Annotated in this window: 21 protein-coding genes; 10 read left to right on the top strand and 11 right to left on the bottom strand. The window is 64.9% G+C overall.

The features are described from left to right. Window positions 1-148 precede the first annotated feature (148 nt). From CJD35_RS00090 to CJD35_RS00105, 4 genes are all read right to left on the bottom strand, one after another. Window positions 149-4327, bottom strand: a complete 4179-nt coding sequence (locus CJD35_RS00090) for a translocation/assembly module TamB domain-containing protein (RefSeq protein WP_086485734.1) — start codon at window positions 4325-4327, stop codon at window positions 149-151. After that, entirely contained in the window at window positions 4327-6369 is a 2043-nt protein-coding gene (locus CJD35_RS00095) for a BamA/TamA family outer membrane protein (protein ID WP_174703634.1), read from the bottom strand. The genes CJD35_RS00090 and CJD35_RS00095 overlap by 1 nt, the downstream gene beginning before the upstream one ends. A 77-nt stretch (window positions 6370-6446) precedes the next feature. After that, complete coding sequence (locus CJD35_RS00100; RefSeq protein ID WP_017184711.1) at window positions 6447-6926, bottom strand: DUF1465 family protein; 480 nt, start codon at window positions 6924-6926, stop codon at window positions 6447-6449. A gap of 121 nt (window positions 6927-7047) precedes the next feature. Further along, the gene (locus CJD35_RS00105) at window positions 7048-7227 is read right to left on the bottom strand and encodes a YdcH family protein (RefSeq protein WP_017184712.1); all 180 of its coding nucleotides are present in this window, start codon (window positions 7225-7227) and stop codon (window positions 7048-7050) included. Between the two features lie 188 nt (window positions 7228-7415). Between CJD35_RS00105 and CJD35_RS00110 the strand changes: the two genes are divergently transcribed. Beyond that, the gene (locus tag CJD35_RS00110; protein WP_006966541.1) at window positions 7416-7574 is read left to right on the top strand and encodes a YdcH family protein; all 159 of its coding nucleotides are present in this window, start codon (window positions 7416-7418) and stop codon (window positions 7572-7574) included. Between the two features lie 146 nt (window positions 7575-7720). Here CJD35_RS00110 and CJD35_RS00115 read toward each other — a convergent pair whose 3' ends face one another. From CJD35_RS00115 to CJD35_RS00135, 5 genes are all read right to left on the bottom strand, one after another. Next, window positions 7721-8095, bottom strand: coding sequence for a PilZ domain-containing protein (locus CJD35_RS00115; protein ID WP_017184713.1), 375 nt, complete (start codon window positions 8093-8095; stop codon window positions 7721-7723). Between the two features lie 68 nt (window positions 8096-8163). Next, complete coding sequence (gene dksA / locus CJD35_RS00120; RefSeq protein WP_006966545.1) at window positions 8164-8628, bottom strand: RNA polymerase-binding protein DksA; 465 nt, start codon at window positions 8626-8628, stop codon at window positions 8164-8166. 559 nt (window positions 8629-9187) lie between these two features. Further along, the gene (locus CJD35_RS00125) at window positions 9188-9757 is read right to left on the bottom strand and encodes a hypothetical protein (RefSeq protein ID WP_017184714.1); all 570 of its coding nucleotides are present in this window, start codon (window positions 9755-9757) and stop codon (window positions 9188-9190) included. 18 nt (window positions 9758-9775) lie between these two features. After that, window positions 9776-10240, bottom strand: coding sequence for a hypothetical protein (locus CJD35_RS22855; protein WP_179948836.1), 465 nt, complete (start codon window positions 10238-10240; stop codon window positions 9776-9778). Next, window positions 10237-10677, bottom strand: a complete 441-nt coding sequence (locus tag CJD35_RS00135; RefSeq protein ID WP_017184716.1) for a host attachment family protein — start codon at window positions 10675-10677, stop codon at window positions 10237-10239. The genes CJD35_RS22855 and CJD35_RS00135 overlap by 4 nt, the downstream gene beginning before the upstream one ends. A gap of 93 nt (window positions 10678-10770) precedes the next feature. Here CJD35_RS00135 and serS point away from each other — a divergent pair, with 93 nt between their 5' ends. The 5 genes from serS (at window position 10771) to rimO (ending at window position 16490) form a co-directional block, all read left to right on the top strand. After that, on the top strand, window positions 10771-12051 hold the full coding sequence (gene serS, locus CJD35_RS00140) for a serine--tRNA ligase (protein ID WP_017184717.1): 1281 nt from the start codon (window positions 10771-10773) through the stop codon (window positions 12049-12051). Window positions 12052-12161: 110 nt separating this feature from the next. Further along, window positions 12162-12926 (top strand): 5'/3'-nucleotidase SurE, encoded by a 765-nt coding sequence (gene surE / locus CJD35_RS00145; RefSeq protein ID WP_017184718.1) that lies wholly within the window; start codon window positions 12162-12164, stop codon window positions 12924-12926. 72 nt (window positions 12927-12998) lie between these two features. Further along, on the top strand, window positions 12999-14009 hold the full coding sequence (locus CJD35_RS00150) for a M23 family metallopeptidase (protein ID WP_017184719.1): 1011 nt from the start codon (window positions 12999-13001) through the stop codon (window positions 14007-14009). Window positions 14010-14071: 62 nt separating this feature from the next. Next, window positions 14072-15061 carry a potassium channel family protein gene (locus CJD35_RS00155; protein ID WP_017184720.1) on the top strand — a complete coding sequence of 330 codons (990 nt, stop codon included), beginning with the start codon at window positions 14072-14074 and terminating at the stop codon, window positions 15059-15061. Window positions 15062-15107: 46 nt separating this feature from the next. After that, a complete protein-coding gene (rimO, locus tag CJD35_RS00160; RefSeq protein ID WP_017184721.1) occupies window positions 15108-16490 on the top strand; it encodes a 30S ribosomal protein S12 methylthiotransferase RimO in 1383 nt (460 codons plus the stop codon). A gap of 222 nt (window positions 16491-16712) precedes the next feature. Here rimO and CJD35_RS00165 read toward each other — a convergent pair whose 3' ends face one another. Together CJD35_RS00165 and CJD35_RS00170 are read right to left on the bottom strand one after the other, a co-directional pair. After that, a complete protein-coding gene (locus tag CJD35_RS00165) occupies window positions 16713-17549 on the bottom strand; it encodes a PdaC/SigV domain-containing protein (protein ID WP_017184722.1) in 837 nt (278 codons plus the stop codon). Then, window positions 17549-17749 carry a hypothetical protein gene (locus CJD35_RS00170; protein ID WP_017184723.1) on the bottom strand — a complete coding sequence of 67 codons (201 nt, stop codon included), beginning with the start codon at window positions 17747-17749 and terminating at the stop codon, window positions 17549-17551. The genes CJD35_RS00165 and CJD35_RS00170 overlap by 1 nt, the downstream gene beginning before the upstream one ends. Window positions 17750-17893: 144 nt before the next feature. On the opposite strand from CJD35_RS00170, the gene CJD35_RS00175 reads away from it, so the two are divergent. The 4 genes from CJD35_RS00175 (at window position 17894) to argC (ending at window position 21567) form a co-directional block, all read left to right on the top strand. Next, a complete protein-coding gene (locus tag CJD35_RS00175; RefSeq protein ID WP_017184725.1) occupies window positions 17894-19288 on the top strand; it encodes a leucyl aminopeptidase family protein in 1395 nt (464 codons plus the stop codon). Between the two features lie 62 nt (window positions 19289-19350). Further along, the gene (locus CJD35_RS00180) at window positions 19351-19758 is read left to right on the top strand and encodes a MarR family transcriptional regulator (protein ID WP_017184726.1); all 408 of its coding nucleotides are present in this window, start codon (window positions 19351-19353) and stop codon (window positions 19756-19758) included. Further along, a complete protein-coding gene (locus tag CJD35_RS00185) occupies window positions 19718-20626 on the top strand; it encodes a C40 family peptidase (protein WP_017184727.1) in 909 nt (302 codons plus the stop codon). The genes CJD35_RS00180 and CJD35_RS00185 overlap by 41 nt, the downstream gene beginning before the upstream one ends. Beyond that, entirely contained in the window at window positions 20623-21567 is a 945-nt protein-coding gene (gene argC, locus CJD35_RS00190) for an N-acetyl-gamma-glutamyl-phosphate reductase (protein WP_017184728.1), read from the top strand. The genes CJD35_RS00185 and argC overlap by 4 nt, the downstream gene beginning before the upstream one ends. The last annotated feature ends 2 nt before the right edge of the window (window positions 21568-21569 follow it).

A 21569-nucleotide genomic window follows, 5' to 3' on the forward strand; every position in this document is an offset into this window, starting at 1 on the left:
CCGTTGGTTTCATGAACCTAAGATAAACAAGGACTTATGTTGCCGAATTGGCACAGTTCAGGCCGTTTCGTCCGCGTCCTGAGTGCTTTGGACGACGAGCCGATCGGAGGCCGTTCAGCGTTCCACCGCATCGACGGCGTCGATGTGATCAATAATCCTTCGACACGCGCACGTTGGCGCTTTCGCGGCCCAGCGTCGATATGGCGCCAAGCAGCGATAGCCAGCGCGTGACCTGATATTCGATCCGGGTCGCGCTGTATCCCTGCCCGTCGGTGATCAGTTCGACATAGGTCTTGCGGGTCAGATATTTGCCCGCCGCGATCGACGTCCCCTGCCCCTGCGTCGGATCGGCAGCGATGATGCGCAGCCGGTCCAGCCCCGCCGCCTTGCGCACCGCATTGATCGGGTCCAGCCCGCCGCCGCCCTGCAACGAACCGACCGCAGAAGCGAGCTGCAAGGCTTCGGGCGCGGAAAGGTTGGTGATCGACGTGCCAAAGAGGATGCGGGACAGAAGTTCGTCTTGCGGCAACGCGGGAACGCTGGTGAAGGTGATTTCGGGCTTCAGGCCGGTGCCGCCGACATGGATGGTGGCGGTAAGATCACTGACGTCGGCCTGCGCGTCGATGTCCAGCGTCGGATTGACCGGGGTCTTGCCGTCAAACTGGATGCGCCCTTCGCGCAGGTCGAACCGGCGCCCGGCAAATTCATAGCCACCACGCACCAGCTCCGCCCGACCCGCAATCGCCGGGTTGGTGACGGTGCCGCCAATGTCGAGAATGGCGCGCCATTCGCTGTCTAGGCCAAGGCCGGTGACAGTCAGGCGGTTGCGCGCCCGCGCCTTGATCGCCAGCGCCCAGGGGACGTTGGCGCGCACCCGCTCAACCTCCTCGCCACGCCTGTTGATTTCGGTCACCGCCAGTTCCGGAATCTGCGCCACGGCGGCGGCGCGGCCCAGCGTGAAGCGGCTCTTGTTGAGCGTCAGGTCGCCGCCGATCGTCCCGCCCACGCCATCGGAACGCAGGGTGATCGGCCCGGTGACCGTGGCGGCAATATCGTCCCGTTCCAGCAGGGCGGCATTGTCCGCCTGCATGGCCAGGTCCATGCCGACGCCCGCTATGCCGTTGAAGGTGAAGCGCCCGGTGCCGCTTACGCTACCGCCATTTTGCGCGGTCGCGGCAAAGCTGGAAATGACCAGTTGCGCGCCGGAGAAACGCCCGCGCGCCTTGACATTTTTCAGCCGCATGCCGGTGACGGGGCTGTTGATCGCGGCATTTTCGGTCGCCAGCGATCCGGTGATCTGCGGGTTGCCCAGCGTGCCGCGCATGTCCGCGGAAACATCAACCGGGCCACCGATGTCGACAATTTCCACCCCGGTCAGCCGCCACAGCGTGTCCGCCGTGCCGCCATAGCGCAGCTGCGCGAAGAGTGGCGCGCGGTTGAGCCGTTCGACCAGGCCGCCTTCACGCCCCAGCGGATTGAGCAACGCCTGCGCCCGGCCGATCGTCTTGCCATCGGCAACGAAGATCATGCGGGTGGCGAGACGGTCCGCCGTCAGCGCGGCGTTGACGCCCACATCGACCGGGCGGGAACTCAGGGACAGGCCAGACCGCGACAGGCCACGGATGCGCAGTTCCGCGGTCCCGGTCGGCAGGCCGCCGCCGCGCGGCTGGGCGTAGCTGAGCGAGCCTGTCGCGGTGCCGCCCAGACCCAGATTGTCATAGCCAATGTCGAGCAGGGACAGCGGCAGTTTCTGCATCCGCGCCTCGACATGGGTGGACGCGCTGCCCAGTTCGCCCGCCAGTTGCAATGATCCGCCCGCATAGCTGATGGTCGCAGGCGACAGGCGCCAGCCATCATCGGTACGGGTCAGCAACGCCGCGCGGGTCAGGCGGATGGGACGCTTGTCGACAGTGCCGCCAGCGGTCAGGCGGATATGATCGGCATCGACCTGCGCTTCGCCCTGTATGTCGAAGATGCGGCCGCGCTGCCCGGACAGGCTGCCGCGTATCTTGCCCTGACCATCGACCAGATCGGCATTGGCGGCAAAGCGCCCCAGCAGCACCCCGCCGACGCGCAGGCCCCGCGCCTGCGCCGTGGCCGTCAGCGTCGTGCGCGAAGGATCAAGCAACATGGTCGCATCCAGCGTGCCGCGTCGCACCGCGATGACGGTCGGTCCGTCGAAGCTGGCATCGTTGGCGGTCAGTTTGAGCTGGACCTGCTGGATCGCATCCACTGGTTTCAGGCTGATATAGCCCGTCACCGGGCCGTTGACCGCCAATTGGCCGTCCAGCCCGCCGGTTACCGGGCGAATATCGCCGCTGGCGGTGACGCCGGACACGTCGATCCGCGCGATGCGGACCACCGCCTGCCCGCCCTGCGGCAACAGGATGACGCCCCGGCCGGTGAAGGGACCAAGGGTCGATCCGCCCGCAGCGGTATAGCTGTATCCGCTTGCATCGGGGATCAGCTTTGCGCGCACGTCGCGCAGGCCCAGCGCCTTCATCGGGCTGGCCAGCAGCACATCGATGGTCGGGCGGTCGATCCTGCCATCCAGCGTCAGCCTGACCGGACCATATTGGCCATGCCGCCCCTGCCCCTCCAGATGCATCGTGCCGTCGCGATGGCGCAGGCCATTGCCCGTCAGCGTCAGCAGCGGCGCATCAAGCTGCAAATTGGTGAGCGCCAACTGGCCATCGGGGCGCAGCGCGAGCGCGCTGCGAACGGTCGGCAGGCCGCCGCCCAGCGTGCGCAGAAATTCATTGTCCAGCCGCCGCACCCGCGCCAGCGCATTGCCGCTCAGGCCAAAGCTGCCATTGGGACCGGGCACCGCGCGCAATTTCGACGTCAGGTCGACGATGCCGAAGCCACGAATGGCCAGGCCGACAATCTGGCCATCCAGGCCAAAATCATACCGACCTGTCCTGAGGTCGGCGAGCATCAGCAGCTTGCCGCGCAGCTTGTCCGACCGCACGTCCATCGGATTGCTGACGATCTGCTGGCCCTTGATCTGGAGCACGCCGTCGAGCGCGAAATTGCGGACGATCCCTTCGACCAGTTCGCCCTGCCCATCGAGCCGCGCGGCGCGCAGGCGTACCGGGACCAGCGCCGGGCCATTTTCCGACCGACGCCCCTTGCCATCCATCCGCACGGTGCTGATCACCGTCTTGTCGAACGCCAGTTGGCGGGCGGTGAGCAGATATTCATAGCCCAGCGTCGCGAATGCACCGTCCAGGCGGATTTTCGCCGCGACATCCTGCCCGCGCATAGTCTTGAACAAAGCCTGTGGACGGGCGAGCTTCAATTGCACCAGCATATTGTCGAGCGCGTTGTTGCGCAGGTCGATCGCGCCGTCGGCTTCCAGATCAATCGCGGCGGAACGGAGCCAGAGGCGACCGTCAATCACCCGGTCCACCATCGTCCCATTGGCGCGCACGACCAGGCGCGGCGCGGCAATACGCTGGACAAGGCCATTGCCGGCGATCGCGCCGCCCTCAATCGAACCACGGGCCGAATAGGCGCCCTGGCGCGCGGCCAGCACGAAATCGGCGACAGGCTGGGCGTCGAGCGTGGCCGACAGGCGACCGTCCCAGCGGCTCCAGCCGCCCTTGCCACCGATGCGCAGATTGGCGTCCTGTTTCAGGCCCGCCATCGCCGCCAGAACGCCGCCCCTTGGCGCATTGACCGTGACGTCCAGGCGGAAACGATCATCGTCGGGGCGACTGTCGAGCGCGATGGTCAGCGCATCCTGCCCGTCGATCACGCGGGCGGTCAGATCTATGATCGCACGGCCACCGCGAATGTCCGCGTCGCCCGCCATCGTCGCCTGCTGCGCACGGCCAGTAATGCCCTGCGCGATCGTCAGCCGTCCGACCGAAAATTCCATCAGCCGGATGTCGAAACCGGGAAGGATCGGCCCCTGCTTCCGGCTGGGATTGAGCTTGGGCAATTTGTGCAGGGTGGCGCGCGGGATGACCAGCCGGTCGATGTCCAGCCGGTTATAGGCCCAGGCGAAAGGCCACCAGTCCAGTTCGACCCGTGGCGCGTCGAAGAAGCGGCCCGTCGGGTCGGACAGGGTCAGATTGTGGAGAACGGCCTTGTGATAAATGCTGCCGTCGATCCGGTCGACCTGGATGCGCAGGCCCGATGGCGGCTTGATCGTCGCGATCCGGCTGATGAGGAAGCGATGGCCGGGCGCCGTGTCGAGCCAGGCCAGCGCGCCCGCGACGATCAGCAGCAAAGTGACGATGATGCCCAGCACCCAGCGCTGCCAGCGTCCATCCCAGGCGCGGCGGCGATGCGGCTTCGCGGCGGGCGCTTCGTCCACCATCAGAAGGCTTGCCCCAGCGACACATAGACGGCGACGCGCGGATCGCCCTTTTGCGGGTTGATCGGCGTACCGACGTCGATGCGGATCGGGCCGAAGTTGCTATAATAGCGCAGCCCAAGCCCGGTGCCGATGCGCAGGTCGCGGAAGCGCGGCAGGAATGTGGTGGAGATATTGCCTGCATCGATGAAGGGCACGACGCCGAAATTGCCAAAGCGCACCCGCCCCTCCAGCGAGAATTCCGCGAGACTCTTGCCGCCGACCGGGTCGTTGTCCACGCCGAAACGCGGGCCGATCGCCTGATAGCCATAACCGCGAACCGACGCCCCGCCGCCCGCATAGAAACGGCGCGACGGCGCGATCTGATCGACGGTGGAGCCAAGGATCGTGCCAAAGCGCGCACGCGCCGCGACGACGAGCTTTTCGCCCATCGGCTGGTAGATGCTGCCATCCACCTGCACCTTGGCATAGCCGAAGGTCTTGTCCTGAAAGGAAAGTTCGGGACTGAACCGGCCACCCAGACGAAAGCCCTTGGTCGGGTTGAGCAGATCATCGCTGCCGTCATAGGTCAGGCTTAAAGGAATTGCGCCGATCAGGAAGGTGCGCCGCGCACCGCCGCTGAAGGCATCGGCTTCGTCAGAAGCGATGAGTTCCGCGCCGATGCGCCACACCCAGTCCTTCTGGAACAGGATGTTCGTCTGCCGCTCCAGCCCGCCTGCCAGGGTGATGGTGCGCGCATCATAGGCGTCGCGCCTGATGTTGCTGACCGACAGCAGGCCGGTGAGCACATTGTCGCGACGGTGGAAATTGTTGCGGCGATAGGTGAAGGACGCGGTCTGTTCCTGCGTGCCGACGACGCCACGCACCGTTACCGCGCCTTCGGGCGGGAAGAAATTGCGGTGCTGCCAGCTGACTTCAGCGCGATAGCCTTCGCCCGTGCCATAACCCAGCTGCCCCGCGATGGTGCGTAGTGGCGCCGGGCGGACGTCGACCGCCAGATCGACATGGGAACCATCGCCCGCCTCTTTGGGTGTCAGATTGACCGAGGAGACAAGCCCGGTTGCGACGATGGCGCGGCGCAGATCCTCCACATCCGACGCCTTGTAGGGATCGCCGGGATGGAAGCGGGCGATTTCCTGAACATGGTGCGCGCTAAACAATTTTTCGTTGTTCATGCGGATCGCGCCGAAGCTGCGATAGCCGCCCGGCGTGATGATGATGTCAAGGTCGCCCTTGCGCTCCTCATGGTCGATCCGCACTTCGGGTTCATCGACCTTGGCAAAGGGGAACCCGGTTTCGGCCAGCACTACGGACAGCGCGTCGCGCCCGGCCAGAATGGCGTCGGCATCGACCGGATCGCCGACCTTGGGCGGGAAGGCGGCGCGCAATTGCGCTTCCTTGTCGCCGGTTTCGGCAAGGCCGGTCAGATCGACCGAATCGAGCAGATATTGCGTGCCGGGTACAATGTCGAAGCTGACGGCCAGACGATCGCTGCCCGCTGGCGGCGCGGCAACCGCGCCCCGGATGCGCGCGGCATAATAGCCCTTGGCGCGCAGCAGCCGGTCCAGCAGTTCATTATCCTCTTTGATGCGACGATTGATCTGCGCGAGGTTGGCGGGCTTGCCATCGCCCTGCCGCAGCGCCGACAATTCCTCGAAGCGTTGCTTGAAGGTCGCATCGGCAATCGTGTCGATGCCGTTCAGTTGCACGGTGTAACGCCGTTCCTCCCCGGCGTCAGCAAAGGTCGCGGCTTCCTCGACCGGCTCGACCGGCTGGGCGGCGTCAGGGACAGCGTCAGGCGTCGCCACCTGCGTATCAGCCGGGTCGGCGGGCAGCGGCTTCACACTGTCTTCCTGCCCCATGTCCGGCCAGTCCAGGCCGATGTCCGGCATGGTGTCGAGCGACTGGTCCGGCACGGCTTGCGGTGGCGCGACGGACTGCGCCAGCGCCCCGCCCGGACAGGCGAGCAACATAGGAACAAGCAGGAGCCGTGCGGAATGCGGGCGGCCAGGAGGGCGGCGAAAGGTCCGCAAACCATGGGTCATGGCGATGGTCTAGACCAAATATGGGCGAAAGCGCCAGCCTTAGAAGCGGTAGAATGCGGCCAGTTGCCGCGACACGATCAGAAGGCGCTGTGCAGCCGATCGATCAGCGCGCGCGCCGGGTTGGCGTCCCTGACCGTGGCCGGACCCAGCATCATGTCCATCCGGTCCTGCAATCGCGCGACGCGATCGTATAATTCCTGGCTGGCATCGATCAGCGACCGCGCCATGAAGGGAAAATCGGCGGCGAGTTCGGGCGGCGTCTGGGTCGCGCGGCCAAGCCGATATTTCTCGTCCGACAGATCGGCATCGCCAATCTCGCCGCGCTGCCAGGCCCGCTGGCTGAGCAACCAGGCAATGATGTGCATCAGCCGGGTGGTCACTTTCAGCGATTCGCAGGCGAAAGAGACGCGGCGCAACGGGTCGCTCATCCCCTCGTCCAGGCTGTTGCTGCCGTCGAAATAGGACCGTGCCTCGTCAGCCATGACCATGGCTTCGAGATACAGGCCGTCGACCAGCCGCCGGTGAAGGCCACGATCCAGAAAAGCTGCGCTCTGCATGCAGGATGACTGACATATTATCGCAACCTTGTCAGGCCCATCGATGCGCTTTTAGCGGGGGCTGTCCCATTCAGGGCCGGTTAGCGCGACGTTAACCACAAAATTCCGCGCCAGCACCGATTTACGCGATGATGTCGGGCACCAGCCCGTCTTCCAGCTGCGCGATTTCGTCACGCAGGCGCAGCTTGCGTTTCTTGAACCGGGCAATCTGCATCTGGTCGCCCGCACCCGACTCCATCAGCACGGCAATCGCGCTGTCGAGGTCGCGATGCTCCACCCGCAACAATTCCAGGCGGCGCATAATATCTTCCCGACTCACTGCGCCCCCGATCCGTCACCCACGCTCGTCATGTCCCCTGATACCCTGCCGCCCGGACGCGGGCCATCGCAAATTTTTCTCATTCAGGCGCAGCGTGCGAATCAGCGCGAGACACGATGATTATTTCATGATCTACTTCGTCGTCCATCACCCCTCATCTGGAGAATGTTATGGAAAACAGCCACATTTCAGCTCTTTCTGCCAAGCACGCAGGTATCGACGCCCGAATCAAGGCGGAGACGAGTCGGCCTATGCCCGACGCTATTTTGGTGGCTTCGCTCAAGAAGCAGAAATTGCGGTTGAAGGAAGAACTGGAAGCGCAGCACTAAGCATCCAGCGCGCTACGGGAGGAGGCCGGGACACGGCGGCTACAGGCTGCCGGTCCGGCCCTTCGCCTTCATTCCGGTCCACATTTTCAGACAGTAAAAAGCCCCGCAACCAACAGGTAGGCGGGGCTGTTTATGTCCGGGTTGGATCAGCGCCTCAGCAAGCCGCGCTGGTGCAGTCGCAGATAATCGGGCACCGTCTGCTGCGCCGCGCCCGTCGAAACAGGCTTGCGCGCCAGTTGCGGGTCGATCGGCTCGTCAAAGGCCAAACCAATCTTGTCCCCGCGCGCCCAGGCGACGGTGCCGGTCATCTTGCCGATGCCGCGCAGTTCAAATTCCACCTTGATGCCCGCCGGAACTCCCCGTTCGCAATCGGCCATCAGGCCGGTGGCCGACAGGTTGCGGACGCGGGCCTTGCCCAGCGGTACGCCTTCGGGCGTCATGAAACTGGTAAGCAGGAACAGGCTGTCACGCGGCGCGGCGCGGGCCGGTCCCCGATCGGAAGATTCCTGTTGGTCGTTCATGCCAAGACCCGCGAATAAAATGCCAGATAATTGGCGGGCACCATAGGCGCGGGGGGATGGAGAAAGGGTTAATCGTCGCGGGAAATCTTCTCTTGCCGCTCATGCCGTTCCTGCGCCTCGACCGTCATGGTCGCGATCGGCCGGGCCTCCAGCCGACCCAGCGAAATCGGTTCGCCGGTGACTTCGCAATAACCATATTCGCCGTCCTCGATCCGGCGAAGCGCTGCCTCGATCTTGGAGATCAGCTTGCGCTGGCGGTCGCGGGTGCGCAGTTCGATCGACCAGTCGGTCTCGCTCGATGCGCGGTCGTTCAGGTCGGGTTCGCGAAGCGGCTCATTCTGAAGGACGGCAAGCGTCCCTTCGGCTTCGGCATGGATCTGCTTTTTCCAGTCCCACAAGCGCTGCCGGAAATATTCCAGCTGCAACGGGTTCATGAATTCCTCATCGGCGGAAGGCCGGTAGTCTGCAGGAAGTTCGACAGTCGATTTGGGCGGCTTGTCGCCGTCTTTATCGGAATTCAGGACCGATGCCATCTGGCTCTCCGACTCGGAGGACGCCGGCGCTTAACGACCGGGCGCCCATGACTTTTCATTGAGGGCGCGTCATAGCGACGGGCGAAGGGCGACACAAGCAGGCAATATTGCTGCGGTTCGTTTTCATCGGGGCTTGACGCCGGCGCAGCCGAGTCCCGCACGCAAGGCAAATCGGCGAAACGCATCAAGCGATTTTTACCTGGCTCGCGACAGTCGTTCCATAGTGGGACGTTAACCATTTCCCTTTGGAAGAAGGTAGGATTTCCCTCGACTTGAATATCACATTCAGGGTTAACAGCGTTGCAGTTAACGCTTTCTTTTGCGTTCTTACGCATAGGAAGTTCCTACCAGCCCATCATTGGAAAAAGCCAATGCCGGGTCAGGGGGCAACAAAGTAAAGAGTGGATCCTATGTCGGTACGGATGGCATTGGCTAAGTTATGCGCCTGCACTTGCGGCGGAGCGATCATTGGCGGTGGCGCGGTGCATGTCGCCGAAAATGCGCGGCCGGCAGTGGTTCATAGCAGCAAGAGCACGAAGGCGGCAGCGCCGCGCAAACGCTATGCCGTGCGGACAGTGAAGCGCAAGGTGGTGCGTACGGTGAAAACCAGCACGCCGCGCACGGTCACAGTCGTCACGCAACAGGCTCCCATTCCCCTGCCAGCGCCGATGCCGATGGCCGAAATGCCGGTCATGTCCGGCGGCGGTGGCGCGGTTCCTGTCGTCATAGGCGGTGGCGGCGGCTTTGGCGGCGGCGGCTTCATCGGCGGCTTTTTTGGCGGCGGTGGCGGCGGCAGCGGCGGCGGGTCGGTGGTGATCTCCTCGACCAGCAGCTCGACCGGCGGCATCAGCAGCTCGACCAGCTCGACCACTGGCGGCGTATCGACATCGACCGGCGGGGTTTCGACTTCCACCGGCGGCGTGTCCACGTCAACGGGTGGCGTATCCACCTCCAGCGGCAATGTGTCGACATCGAGCGGCGTTTCGACGTCGAGCGGTAATGTCTCCACGTCCAGCGGCAATGTCAGCAGCAGCTCGTCCTCGTCCAGTTCCAGCTCGTCATCGTCCTCCTCCTCGTCCAGTTCTTCATCGAGCAGCTCGGGCGGATCGAGCGGCGGCAAGCCCGGCAAGCCTGGCCATGGTCATGATCACGGGTCGAGCGGCTCCAGCGGCAGTTCGGGATCGAGCGGCAGCAGCGGTTCGTCGGGCAGCTCCGGGTCGAGCGGCAGCAGCTCGTCGTCCTCTTCCTCGTCATCCTCGTCGAGCAGTTCCTCCTCGTCGGGCGGATCGTCCAGCTTCGGCAGCACGGGCAGCAGCGGATCGAGCGGCAGTTCGGGGTCGAGCAGTTCCTCCTCGTCGAGCAGCAGCAGCTCTTCTTCCTCGTCCAGCAGCTCCAGCGGCGGATCGAGCAGCAGCAGCGGCGGTACGGACGTCCCCGCCCCGCCGATGATCCTGCTGTTCGGCGCCGCCGCGGTCGCACTGGTCGCCCGCCGTCGCTTCGCCGATCGCAAGGCCGACAAGGCCGCCTGACCCGTCAGGCGATGACATGAAAAAGGGCGGCTCCCGGTATCGGGGGCCGCCCTTTTCGTTGGGGCAAAACTGGTGCGGATCAATTGTCGGCAATGATCCGTTCGATGTCCGCGATCGGATGATTGACCAGATCCTTGGCGATCTCGCCTGCCAGGCGGCTTTCGACTTCCTTGTGATAATGTTTGCGCATTTCGCCCAGCGTGCCGGGCGGGGCGACGATGATCAGCTTTTCATAATCATTGGCGAAGGCGCGATGCTTGAGGATGTCGGCGGCCTGCGCGGCAAAGCGGTCCTCCTCCAGATCGTGAAAATTGGTTTCCGACATGGCGCTGCGATGGCCGCCCACCGAATTGAACGCGCGGCCGGGCGTATCGCTGCCCTGTTCGCGGTCGGCCGGGTTATCCTGCTTCTCGACCTGCTCGGTTTCCAGGCTGGGAATGGCGGCGTCGCCCTTGTTCCGGAAAAACAGCATCTTGCGGCCGTCAGCTACCAATATGAGCGCGTCCTGTTCTATCTGCATCGCCTGGTCCTTTTCATTTTAGCGGATGCCTGTTCAACGATCGGCAGCGCGCAGGGTTGCGTGGCTCGTCGCACGACGGCATAGGACTGGCCCATGCACGACATCCGTTTCATCCGCGAAAATCCCGCCGCTTTCGACGCTGGCCTGGCCCGGCGCGGGCTGGCCCCCCTGTCCACGCAGATATTGGCGCTGGACGAGCAAAGCCGGGCGATCAAGACGCAGTTGCAGGTCGGGCAGGCCCGCCGCAACGAGGCGAGCAAGCTGATCGGCCAAGCCATGGGCGCGGGCGACAAGGACAAGGCGGAAGCGCTGAAGGCCGAAGTCGCGGCGATCAAGGAAAGCACCCCCGCTCTGGAAGCGCAGGACCGCGAAGTCGGCGACGCGCTGGGCGCGATGCTGGCGGCGATCCCCAACCTGCCCGCCGACGATGTGCCGCAGGGCGACGATGAAGCCGACAATGTGGAGGTCAGCCGGTGGGGCACGCCCCGCGACTTCGACTTTGCGCCGCAGGACCATGCCGATTTCGGCCCGGTGCTGGGGCTGGATTTTGAAGGCGGCGCGGCCCTTTCGGGCGCGCGGTTCACCGCGTTGCGCGGGCAGATGGCGCGGCTGCACCGGGCGCTGGCGCAATTCATGCTGGACCGGCAGACGGCTGAGAATGGCTATGAGGAGGTCAACCCGCCGCTGCTGGTGCGCGACGAGGCGTTGTTCGGCACCGGGCAATTGCCCAAATTCGCCGAGGATCTGTTCAGGACCACCGATGGCCGCTGGCTGATTCCGACCGCCGAAGTCAGCCTCACCAATCTGGTTGCGAACCAGATCGTGCCGCTCTCTGACCTGCCCGTCCGGCTGACCGCGCTGACCCCCTGTTTCCGTTCCGAAGCAGGGTCCGCCGGGCGCGACACGCGGGGCTTCATCCGCCAGCATCAGTTCGAGAAGGTCGAGCTTGTCGCGATTTGCGCGCCCGACGAGTCAGAGGCCGAGCATGAACGCATGTGCGCGGCGGCGGAGGGTATCCTTCAGGCGCTTGGGCTTCCCTATCGCAAGATGCTGCTCTGCACCGGCGACATGGGCTTTGGCGCGCGCAAGACATGGGATCTGGAAGTCTGGCTGCCCAGCCAGAACACCTATCGCGAGATCAGCTCCGTCTCCAACTGCGGCGATTTTCAGGCGCGGCGGATGAACGCGCGCTACAAGCCGGAGGGAGAGAAGCAGACCCGTTTCCTCCACACGTTGAACGGATCGGGTCTGGCCGTGGGCCGCACATTGGTAGCGGTGCTGGAAAATTACCAGCAGGCCGACGGCAGCGTGATCGTGCCGGAGGCGCTGGCGCCCTATATGGGTGGGGTGACGCGCCTGACGCCAAAGGCTTAGCCGTTCGCCCTGAGCGAAGTCGAAGGGCCATGCCGAGCGCTAGCGAGGCGGCTTCGCTTCGCTCAGCGGAAGGCTTCGACAAGCTCAGCCCGAACGGAGTTGTTTAGTTCATGCGCATCCTTCTCACCAATGACGATGGCGTTCACGCGCCCGGCCTTAAAGTGCTGGAAGCCATCGCCCGCCAGTTTTCCGACGATATCTGGATCGTCGCGCCGAGCGAGGAACAGTCGGGTGCGGGGCATAGCCTGACGCTCACCCGGCCCCTGCGCATCCGCAAGCATGGCGCGCAGCATTACAGCGTCACCGGCACGCCGACCGACGCAGTGATGATGGCCGTGGGGCATTTGATGAAGGACGCGCGGCCGGACCTTATCCTGTCGGGCGTCAATCGCGGCGCCAATCTGGCTGAGGACGTGACCTATTCGGGCACCGTCGCCGCCGCGATGGAAGGGGCGATTTCGGGGATCAGGTCGATTGCGCTGAGCCAGGTCTATGCGCGTGAGGGGATGGGCGACACGGTGCCCTTTGCCGCTGCGCAGGCATGGGGCGCAAGGGCCATCGCCCCGCTGATCGCCATGCCGCCTTCGCGCCGGATGCTGTTCAACGTCAACTTCCCGGCGATCGAACCCGACGCGGTCAAGGGCATCCGCGTCGTGCGGCAGGGCTTTCACGATGTCGATCGCACGAAGATCATCGAAGGGACCGATCCGCGCGGCTACCGCTATTACTGGTTCAGCCTGGGCAGCAGCGACGCAGTGCCGGAGGGGAGCGATCTGGCGGCGATCGCGCAGGACTATGTCACCGTTACCCCCCTCCATTACGACCTGACGCAGGACAGCGCCATGGCGGCGACTGCGGCGGCGTTCGGGCAATAGCGGCAGGGGGTGGCAAGCGCGGCGCGATGCGATAGACAGGCGGCGATGTCACGTCCGCTTCTTCCATCCGCCATGTTGCTCGCGCCGCTGATACTGGCCGCCTGTATCCCCATGGAGGCCCGCAACGAAACGCCCCCGCCCCAGTTGAATGCCGACGCGGCTGCCGTCGAACTGGTGGAAGCCGAGCCGGTATGGACCGCGCAGCAGGTGGTCGCCAATGCGCAGACGGTGGCGACGTCCACCTATGTCGTCCAGCCCGGCGACACGCTGCGCGGCATCGGCAATCGCACCGGCGCGGGATCGGAAGCGATTGCGCGCGCCAATGGGCTGACGCCGCCCTTTGCCATCCGCATCGGCCAGAAACTCACCATTCCGGGCGGTCGCTATCATCTGGTGGCGGAAGGGGAGACGGGCATCGCGATCGCGTCCGCCTATGGCGTGGCGTGGAGCCGCATCGTTGCCGCCAACGGCCTGACGGAACCGTTCATGCTGCGCCGCGGACAACGGCTGCTGTTGCCGGGTGAGGCTCCGGCGACGGCCCCCAGCCTGGAGCAGCGCGCCGCCGCGTTCCATATCGACATTGACGATGTGCTGACCGGCGGCCAGCCAGCGGCGGCGGAAAATGCGCCGGTGGCGGTCGCTTCGTCCCAGCCGCGCCCGCTGCCAAGCAACGTGCCGATCGCCCAGCCCGGCAGCTTTGCGGGCCGTTTCGACTGGCCGGTCAAGGGCAAGCTGCTATCGCGCTTTGGCCCCGGCGAAAGCGGCGCGAAGAATAATGGCATCGATATCGGCGTCCCCGCCGGCACGCCGATCCGTGCGGCGGCGGACGGCGTTGTCGCCTATGCGGGCGACCGGGTGGCGGTGTTTGGCGGGCTGGTGCTGATCAACCATGGCAGCGGCTGGGTCAGCGCCTATGGCCATGCCAGCCGCGTGGATGTGGTGCGCGGCCAGAAAATCACGCGCGGCCAGACCATCGGCCTGACCGGCGACACCGGCTATGCCAGCCAGCCCAAGCTGCATTTCGAATTGCGAAAGGACCGGGTGCCGGTAAACCCCGTTGCGCATCTGCCGACCGCGCCATGAGGATAAACCGGGGATCATCGCGGACGACCGAAGGCTTTTTGCGGCGGCGCTCCTCCCTGCCGATGTGGGTGGACCTGAGCTGGCGCGTCGGCCTGGTATTCGCGCTGATCGCGGTGGTGCTGCTGCTCCACTGGGTCGGGCGGGACGGGCTGAAGGACAATCTCGACAATCATATCAGCTTTGTCGATGTGCTCTATTTCACGACCGTCACCGTGACGACGGTGGGCTATGGCGACATTGTCCCGGTCACGCCCGAAGCGCGATTGTTCGAATCGCTGTTCGTCACGCCGATCCGGCTGTTCGTGTGGCTCATTTTCCTCGGCACAGCCTATTCGCTTTTCCTCCGCAACATCCTCTACAGGTGGCGCATGGCCCGCATACAAGCCGATCTGCACAATCACATCATCGTCACCGGCTTTGGCACCAGCGGGCAGGAAGCGGTGCATGAACTGCTGGCGCGCGGCACCGACCCGCGTGAGATCGTCGTGATCGACGGCAGCGAAGCCGCGCTGGAACTGGCCGAGGCGCAGGGGTGCAATATATTGTGCGGGGATTCGACCCGCGACCGGACGTTGAAGGATGTGGCGATCCACCGCGCGCGCAGCATGATCGTATCGGCCGGGCGCGACGATACGTCGATCCTGATCACGCTGACCGCCCGCCACCTCGCCCCGCGCCTGCCGATCAGCATCGTCGTGCGGAACGAGGATAATGAACTGCCCGCGCGGCAGGCGGGCGCAACCACGGTGATCAACCCGGTCAGCTTTGCCGGGCTGCTGCTGGCGGGCAGCACCAGCGGCAAGCATATCGCTGACTATATGGCCGATCTGGCGGCCTCTGGCGGACGGGTGAAGCTGAACGAGCGCTTCGTCAGCCCGCAGGAAATTGGCGGGCCGCTGTCCGCCATCACCACCGGCCTTGGCGTGCGCATCTATCGCGACGATCGGCCGATCGGTTTCTGGGAGCCGGGCGCGCAGCAGCTTCAGACCGGCGACCTGATCATCGAGATTGTCGAGAGCGACGGTCTGGGGACAGGCGGCGAGCCGGCCTGAAAGCGCGCCCCAATCGCGCGGCGTGACATTCCGCACAAAAATCCCTATGTGCGCGGCCATCATGGCAACCAAATTTCCTGACGCGCCGAAAATCGGCATGGTTTCGCTCGGCTGTCCCAAAAACCTGGTGGACAGCGAACGCATCCTGACGAAGCTGCGCTCCGACGGCTATCAGATGTCCGCCGACTATGCCGGCGCCGACGTCGTGCTGGTCAATACGTGCGGCTTTCTCGATTCGGCCAAGGAGGAATCGCTGGAAGCGATCGGCGAGGCGATGGCCGAAAATGGCCGCGTCATCGTGACGGGCTGCATGGGGGATGAGGCGGACCTGATCCGCGCGAAATTCCCGCAAGTGCTGGCCGTCACCGGCGCGCATCAATATGAGCAGGTCGTCAACGCGGTGCATGACGCATCGCCGCCCGTCCCCAACGCCTTTGTCGATCTGGTGCCCGAAGGCGGGCTGAAACTGACGCCGCGCCATTACAGCTATCTGAAGATTTCCGAAGGCTGCAACCATCGCTGCTCCTTCTGCATCATCCCCTCGATCCGGGGCGATCTGGTGTCGCGGCGGATCGACGCGGTGCTGCGCGAGGCGGAGAAGCTGGTCGCGGCGGGGACCAGGGAATTGCTGGTGATCAGCCAGGACACGTCGGCCTATGGCGTCGATACGCGGCATGAGGCGCGGTCGTGGAAAGGCCGCGACGTGCGCGCGCACATGACCGACATGGCGCGCGAACTGGGGCAGCTGCGCACCGCCGAAGGGCGCGCGCCCTGGGTACGGCTGCACTATGTCTACCCCTACCCCCATGTCGATCAGGTCATCCCGCTGATGGCCGACGGGCTGCTGACGCCCTATCTCGACATTCCCTTCCAGCATGCCGCCCCCAGCGTATTGAAGGCGATGAAACGCCCGGCCAATGAAGCCAAGGTGCTGGACCGCATCCATAAATGGCGCAGCATCTGCCCGGACATCACCATCCGCTCGACCTTCGTGGTCGGCTTCCCCGGTGAGACAGAGGCGGATTTCCAATATCTGCTCGACTGGCTGGATGAAGCGCAACTCGACCGTGTCGGCGCGTTCCGCTTCGAGCCGGTCGAAGGCGCGGCGGCCAACGCCCTGCCCGGCGCGGTGCCCGAAGAGGTCAAGGAAGAACGCTATCAGCGGATCATGGAAAAGACCGCCGCGATCAGCGCCGCCAAGCTCTCGGCCAAGGTCGGCCGCGTGCTGCCGGTAATCGTCGATGAAGTGGGCGAACCGGACGAGGAGGACGGCTCGATCGGCGCGACTGCGCGCTCACAGGCCGACGCGCCGGAAATCGACGGCAATGTGTTCCTGCGCGATGTCGGCGAAGGGCGGAAGGCTGGCGACATGATCGACGTCGCAATCGAGGATGCCGACGAGCATGATCTCTATGGGGTGCCGGTTTAACATTCATCCTCCCCTGCAAGGGGAGGACTATCGCGCATGACTTTTCGTTATTCCTCCAACGTCATCCTGAATTTATTTCAGGATCCATCATGCGCCAAAAGCCGCCGCTGGGGACGAGAAATGGATGCTGAAACAAGTTCAGCATGACAATGAAGGCAGGGGCAGTTCCATTCGCGATAACTCTGCCTTCGAGGGGAGGATGGGAAAGCAGGGCAAATCACCTTACCCCGCCACAAACCCATCCTGATATTCCGTCTTGATCGCCTTGCGCATCGCCGCATCGACCGGCAGCGCGACCTCATACGTCCCTTCCGCGTAAGGCCCGGCACTATAGGGGCCGACCACGACGGTCACGCCGTCGATCACCTTGCCGTCCCTGGACGTCAGCACCAGCACCTGTTCCATCGGGTCGATGCACTGGCTGAATTCATCGGCGTCCCGCACCACCGGCGCACCGCGTTTTTCCGCGCGTTGCTTGTCGAGTTCGGCACAGAAGCGGTCGCGGATGGCGGCGGCGAAGGCGGCGGGCGTGGTCATCACCGCCTTGACGCTGGTTTCGCGGCTGCGCGCCTTGTCCCATAACAGGCTGTCATAGCCGGTCATGCCGTGCGCGCCGCCGGTAAAGACATAGGTTTGCGACTGGAGCGCCAAAAAGCGCGGGGTATCGGCGGATACGCTCCATTCCGTTTCCAGGCTGTGCGCGCGAAACGGATAGCCGGCCTGCTTGGCGGACGCGCTGTCATCCTTCGCCATTTTGAGCGCATCGGCCTTGGACGTCGTCAATTGCTTGTCGAACTTGTCGACCAGCGCGGGGATGGCAGCCGCCTGCGCTGGATAGGCATAGGCGAATTCCAGCAGCGCGCTCTTGTCCGTCTGCTTGAAGGGTTTGGCCGGGGGAGCCGGTGGCGGCGTTCCCGCCATCCTGTCGGCAAAGCGGGTCGCCGCGACATTGGCCGCATCATTGCCCCCCGCCTCCTCGTGCGAGGGGCTGCAAGCAACCAGCAGCATCGCGGCGACACCCAAAAGCCCCGCCGACCGGGCCAGTTCCCCCTGCCGCATCAGTGCGCCCGCGCAGCGCGGCAGCGTTCGCCGATCGCCTTGCGCGCATAGTCGCTTTGCAGCGCCTGCCCGGCATTGGGCCAACCCTCGGCGATCAGCGCCTGTTCGACGGCATGGCCATTTTCAAAACGGCCGCTCTCCGCCAGCACATAGGCACGGGCGCGGGCGGCCTGGAGGCCGCGGTCATCGGAATGAATCATCGTCTCTCTCCTTGGCATTTTGCGATGCAGATGAAGCTAGGCCTCAGCGGCGCGGGACGCAAATGGGGAAAGGGCGACATGTGCGATGCGGGCGATGAAATTTCGCGCTTTCCATCCCTTGCGCCTTTCTCCTAAACCGACCCCATGACCGATTATTCAGCCCTGCTTAAAGCCGATAACGACCAGCCCGCCCGTTCGATCCACCTTGTCGAGGCGGCAGGCTATGACGACTGGCTGGCGGCCCAGCCGGATCGGGTCCGCGCGATCGTGGCGGCGCAGAAATTTCAGGGAAAGCCGGGTGAACTGGCGATCGTGCCGGGCGAAGCCGCAGGCGACTGGTGGGTGGTGGCGGGCATCGCCAACAAGGCCGCGCCCAGCCCCTGGTGCCTTGCGAAACTCGCCGAGACCCTGCCCGAAGGCATGTATCGACTGGCCGAAGGATCGCCCGATGCGGCGGCCCTTGGCTGGCTGACCGCGCATTACCGGTTCGATCGCTACCGCAAGGACGAAAACCCGGTCACGCCCCGCGTGCTGCTGACCAGCGACGTGGCGCGGATCGAATCGACGGTGCAGCTGGCGCAGGCGATCGCGCTGGTGCGCGACTTGGTCAACACGCCTGCCGCCGACATGGGGCCGGCCGATCTGGAAGCCGCCGTGTCGCAACTCGGCAAGACGTTCGGCGCCAGCGTCAGCACGACCCGCGGCGACGCCCTGGAACAGGGCTATCCGATGATCCATGCGGTGGGCAAGGCTGCGGACAAGAGCTTCGCGCCGCGCCTCATCGAACTGACCTGGGGCGATCCGGCAGCACCCCGCATCGCGATCATCGGCAAGGGCATCTGCTTCGACAGTGGCGGGCTGGACATCAAGCCTTCGTCGGGCATGCGCCTGATGAAGAAGGATATGGGCGGCGCGGCCCATGCCCTGGCGCTGGCGCAACTGATCATGGGCGCGCGCCTGCCGGTGCGGCTGCACCTGCTGATCCCGGCGGCGGAAAATGCGATCAGCGGCAACGCCTTCCGCCCCGGCGACATATTGCGCACCCGCAAGGGGCTGACGGTCGAGATCGGCAATACCGATGCCGAAGGAAGGCTGGTGCTGGGCGACGCGCTGACCCGCGCTGGCGAGGAGAAGCCGGACCTCATCATCGACTATGCCACGCTGACCGGCGCGGCGCGGGTCGCGGTGGGGCCGGACCTGCCCGCGCTGTTCGCCAATGACGATGCGCTGGCGACGGAGATGGCGGCGGCTGGCACGGCGGTAGATGACCCGACCTGGCGGCTGCCCCTGTGGGATGGCTATGCCGACATGCTGAAGTCCGACATTGCCGACATCAACAATGCGGGTGAAGGCGGATTTGCCGGGGCGATCACCGCCGCGCTCTTCCTCAAACGCTTCGTGCCGGACGATGTGCCCTGGCTGCATCTCGACACGTTCGCCTGGCGGCCGAGCGCGAAACCGGGCCGGGCGAAGGGTGGCGAAGCATTGGGATTACGGGCGGTTTTCCGACTGTTGCAGCAGCGATACGGGCGTGATTGATATTGCACGAGAATGTCGGCGTCCGTTACGCAACCGGATTGTGCATCGTGCGTTAAGGCCACATGAACGCTCATCCCGCCACCGATCTTTCGCCCGCAATCGACCGGCCCGGCCTGCTGCCGCTGACCCACTGGATGCGCACCCTTGTTGACTATGTCCGGTCGGGCAAGCCCGATCTGACCAACCGGCAGATGGCGCTGATGCTGACCGTCTATATTGCCGCCGGGCCACATACGGTACGGGGTCTGGCCGAAGCGCTGCATGTGTCAAAGCCCGTAATCACCCGCGCGCTCAACAAATTGTCGGCCCTGGGCTATCTGCGCCGCGAACGCGATGTCAGCGACCGGCGCAATATTTTTATCACCCGGACCACCAAAGGGGCGGAATTTCTTGACGCCTTTCACCTTTTCATCGCAGGAACCGCGCGCGATGACAGGTACGAACAACCCCGCGCGGAACGAACCGCCTGAAAGAACCCGCTTCAAGCTCGGCGGGCGTTCCGTCGCGCTCGACCGCCGCGTCCACGCGGCGCGTGGCGATCTGGCGGACCTGGCGCTGGCGGGGACATTATTTTCCGCCCATTACGCCCGCGCCGTTCCCCTTACCTGCGTCGCCCCCGGCTCGCCAATCCTGACCGCGCCATCGGCGACGGGCGAAGCGGTCAGCGAATTGCTGCGCGGCGAAACATTCCATGCGCTGGACGTGATGACCGACTGGGCCTGGGGCTTTTGCGGACATGACGGCTATGTCGGCTATATCCGGCGGGAAGCGCTGGACGTGCTGGAGCCAGTGAGCCACCGGATCATCGTCAACACCGCTCCGCTGTTCAGCGCGCCGGACATCAAGGCGCCGATCGCCGATTATTGGCCGGGCGGTGCGCTGTTTTCGGGAGAGGCGGAGGATGGCTTCATCGCCTGCGCCGAAGGCTTCATCCATATGCGTCATGCCACCCCGCTGGACACCATCGCCGCCGATTGGGTTGCCGTGGCGGAGCGTTATCTCGGCCAGCCCTATGTCTGGGGCGGGCGCGGGCATCGCGGCATCGACTGTTCGGGGCTGGTGCAGGTCGCGCTCGGCCAGTGCGGCATATCCGTACCGCGCGACACGGACCTGCAATGCGAAGGGATCGGCAATCCGATCGACAGCGAGGCCGTGTTGCAGCGTGGCGACATCCTCTTCTTCCCCCGCCATGTCGGCATCATGATCGACGGCAAGACCCTGCTGCACGCCAATGCACACTGGATGGCGGTGGTCGCGGAACCCCTGGCCGACGTGGTCGCGCGGCTGGCCGGGGATCATGCCCAACCCATCATCGCGCGGCGGAGGATCGGCGCATGACGACACAGGTTTTCATCGACGGCGGCGTCGGCACCACCGGCATCGAAATCGCCGACCGGCTGGCCGGACGCCCCGAATTGTCGCTGATCCGTCTGGACGAGAAGGATCGCAAGGATGCGCGCTCGCGCCGCGATGCACTGAACGCGGCTGACGTCGTGATCCTGTGCCTGCCCGACGATGCTGCGCGCGAAGCCGTAGCGCTAATCGACAATGACCGCACCTGCGTGATCGACGCATCGACCGCGCATCGGGTGGCGGATGGCTGGACCTATGGCTTTCCCGAACTGGAAGCTGGGCATCGCGAGAAGCTGGCCGCCAGCCGCTTCGTCGCCAATCCGGGCTGCTGGCCGACCGGCTTTCTGGCGCTGGTGCGGCCGCTGACGCTGGCCGGTCTGCTGCCGACCGACTGGCCCGTCACCGTGTCGGGCGCGTCGGGCTATTCGGGCGGCGGCAAGGCGATGATCGCGGAATATGAAGGGACCAACGGCGCGCCGACCGCTCTGCGCGCCTATGGCCTTGGCCTGGCGCACAAACATGTGCCGGAAATGACCCGCTATTCCGGACTGGCTCACGCGCCCCTGTTCGCGCCCGCCGTCGCCAACGCCTATCGCGGGATGCTGGTGGAAGTGCCGTTGCAATTGCGCGCGATGCCCGGATCGCCCACGCTGGCGGACGTCCATGCGGCTTTGGCGTCGGCCTATGCCGGATCGCCGATCGTGAGCGTCGCCGCGCTGGCCGACAGCGACGCCATGGGCAAGATCGATCTGGAACAGGTTGGCGCGACCGACCGGCTGCAACTGTTCGTGTTCGGCAATGCTGCCGCCGGTCAGGCGCGGCTGGTCGCGGCGCTCGACAATCTGGGCAAGGGCGCGGCGGGCGCGGCGGTGCAGAATCTGAACATATTGGCGGGACTGCCCGAAACCGCCGGATTGCGCCTTTAGGA

Origin of the sequence: Sphingobium xenophagum (genome assembly GCF_002288285.1) — a bacterium.
Lineage (GTDB): Bacteria > Pseudomonadota > Alphaproteobacteria > Sphingomonadales > Sphingomonadaceae > Sphingobium > Sphingobium xenophagum.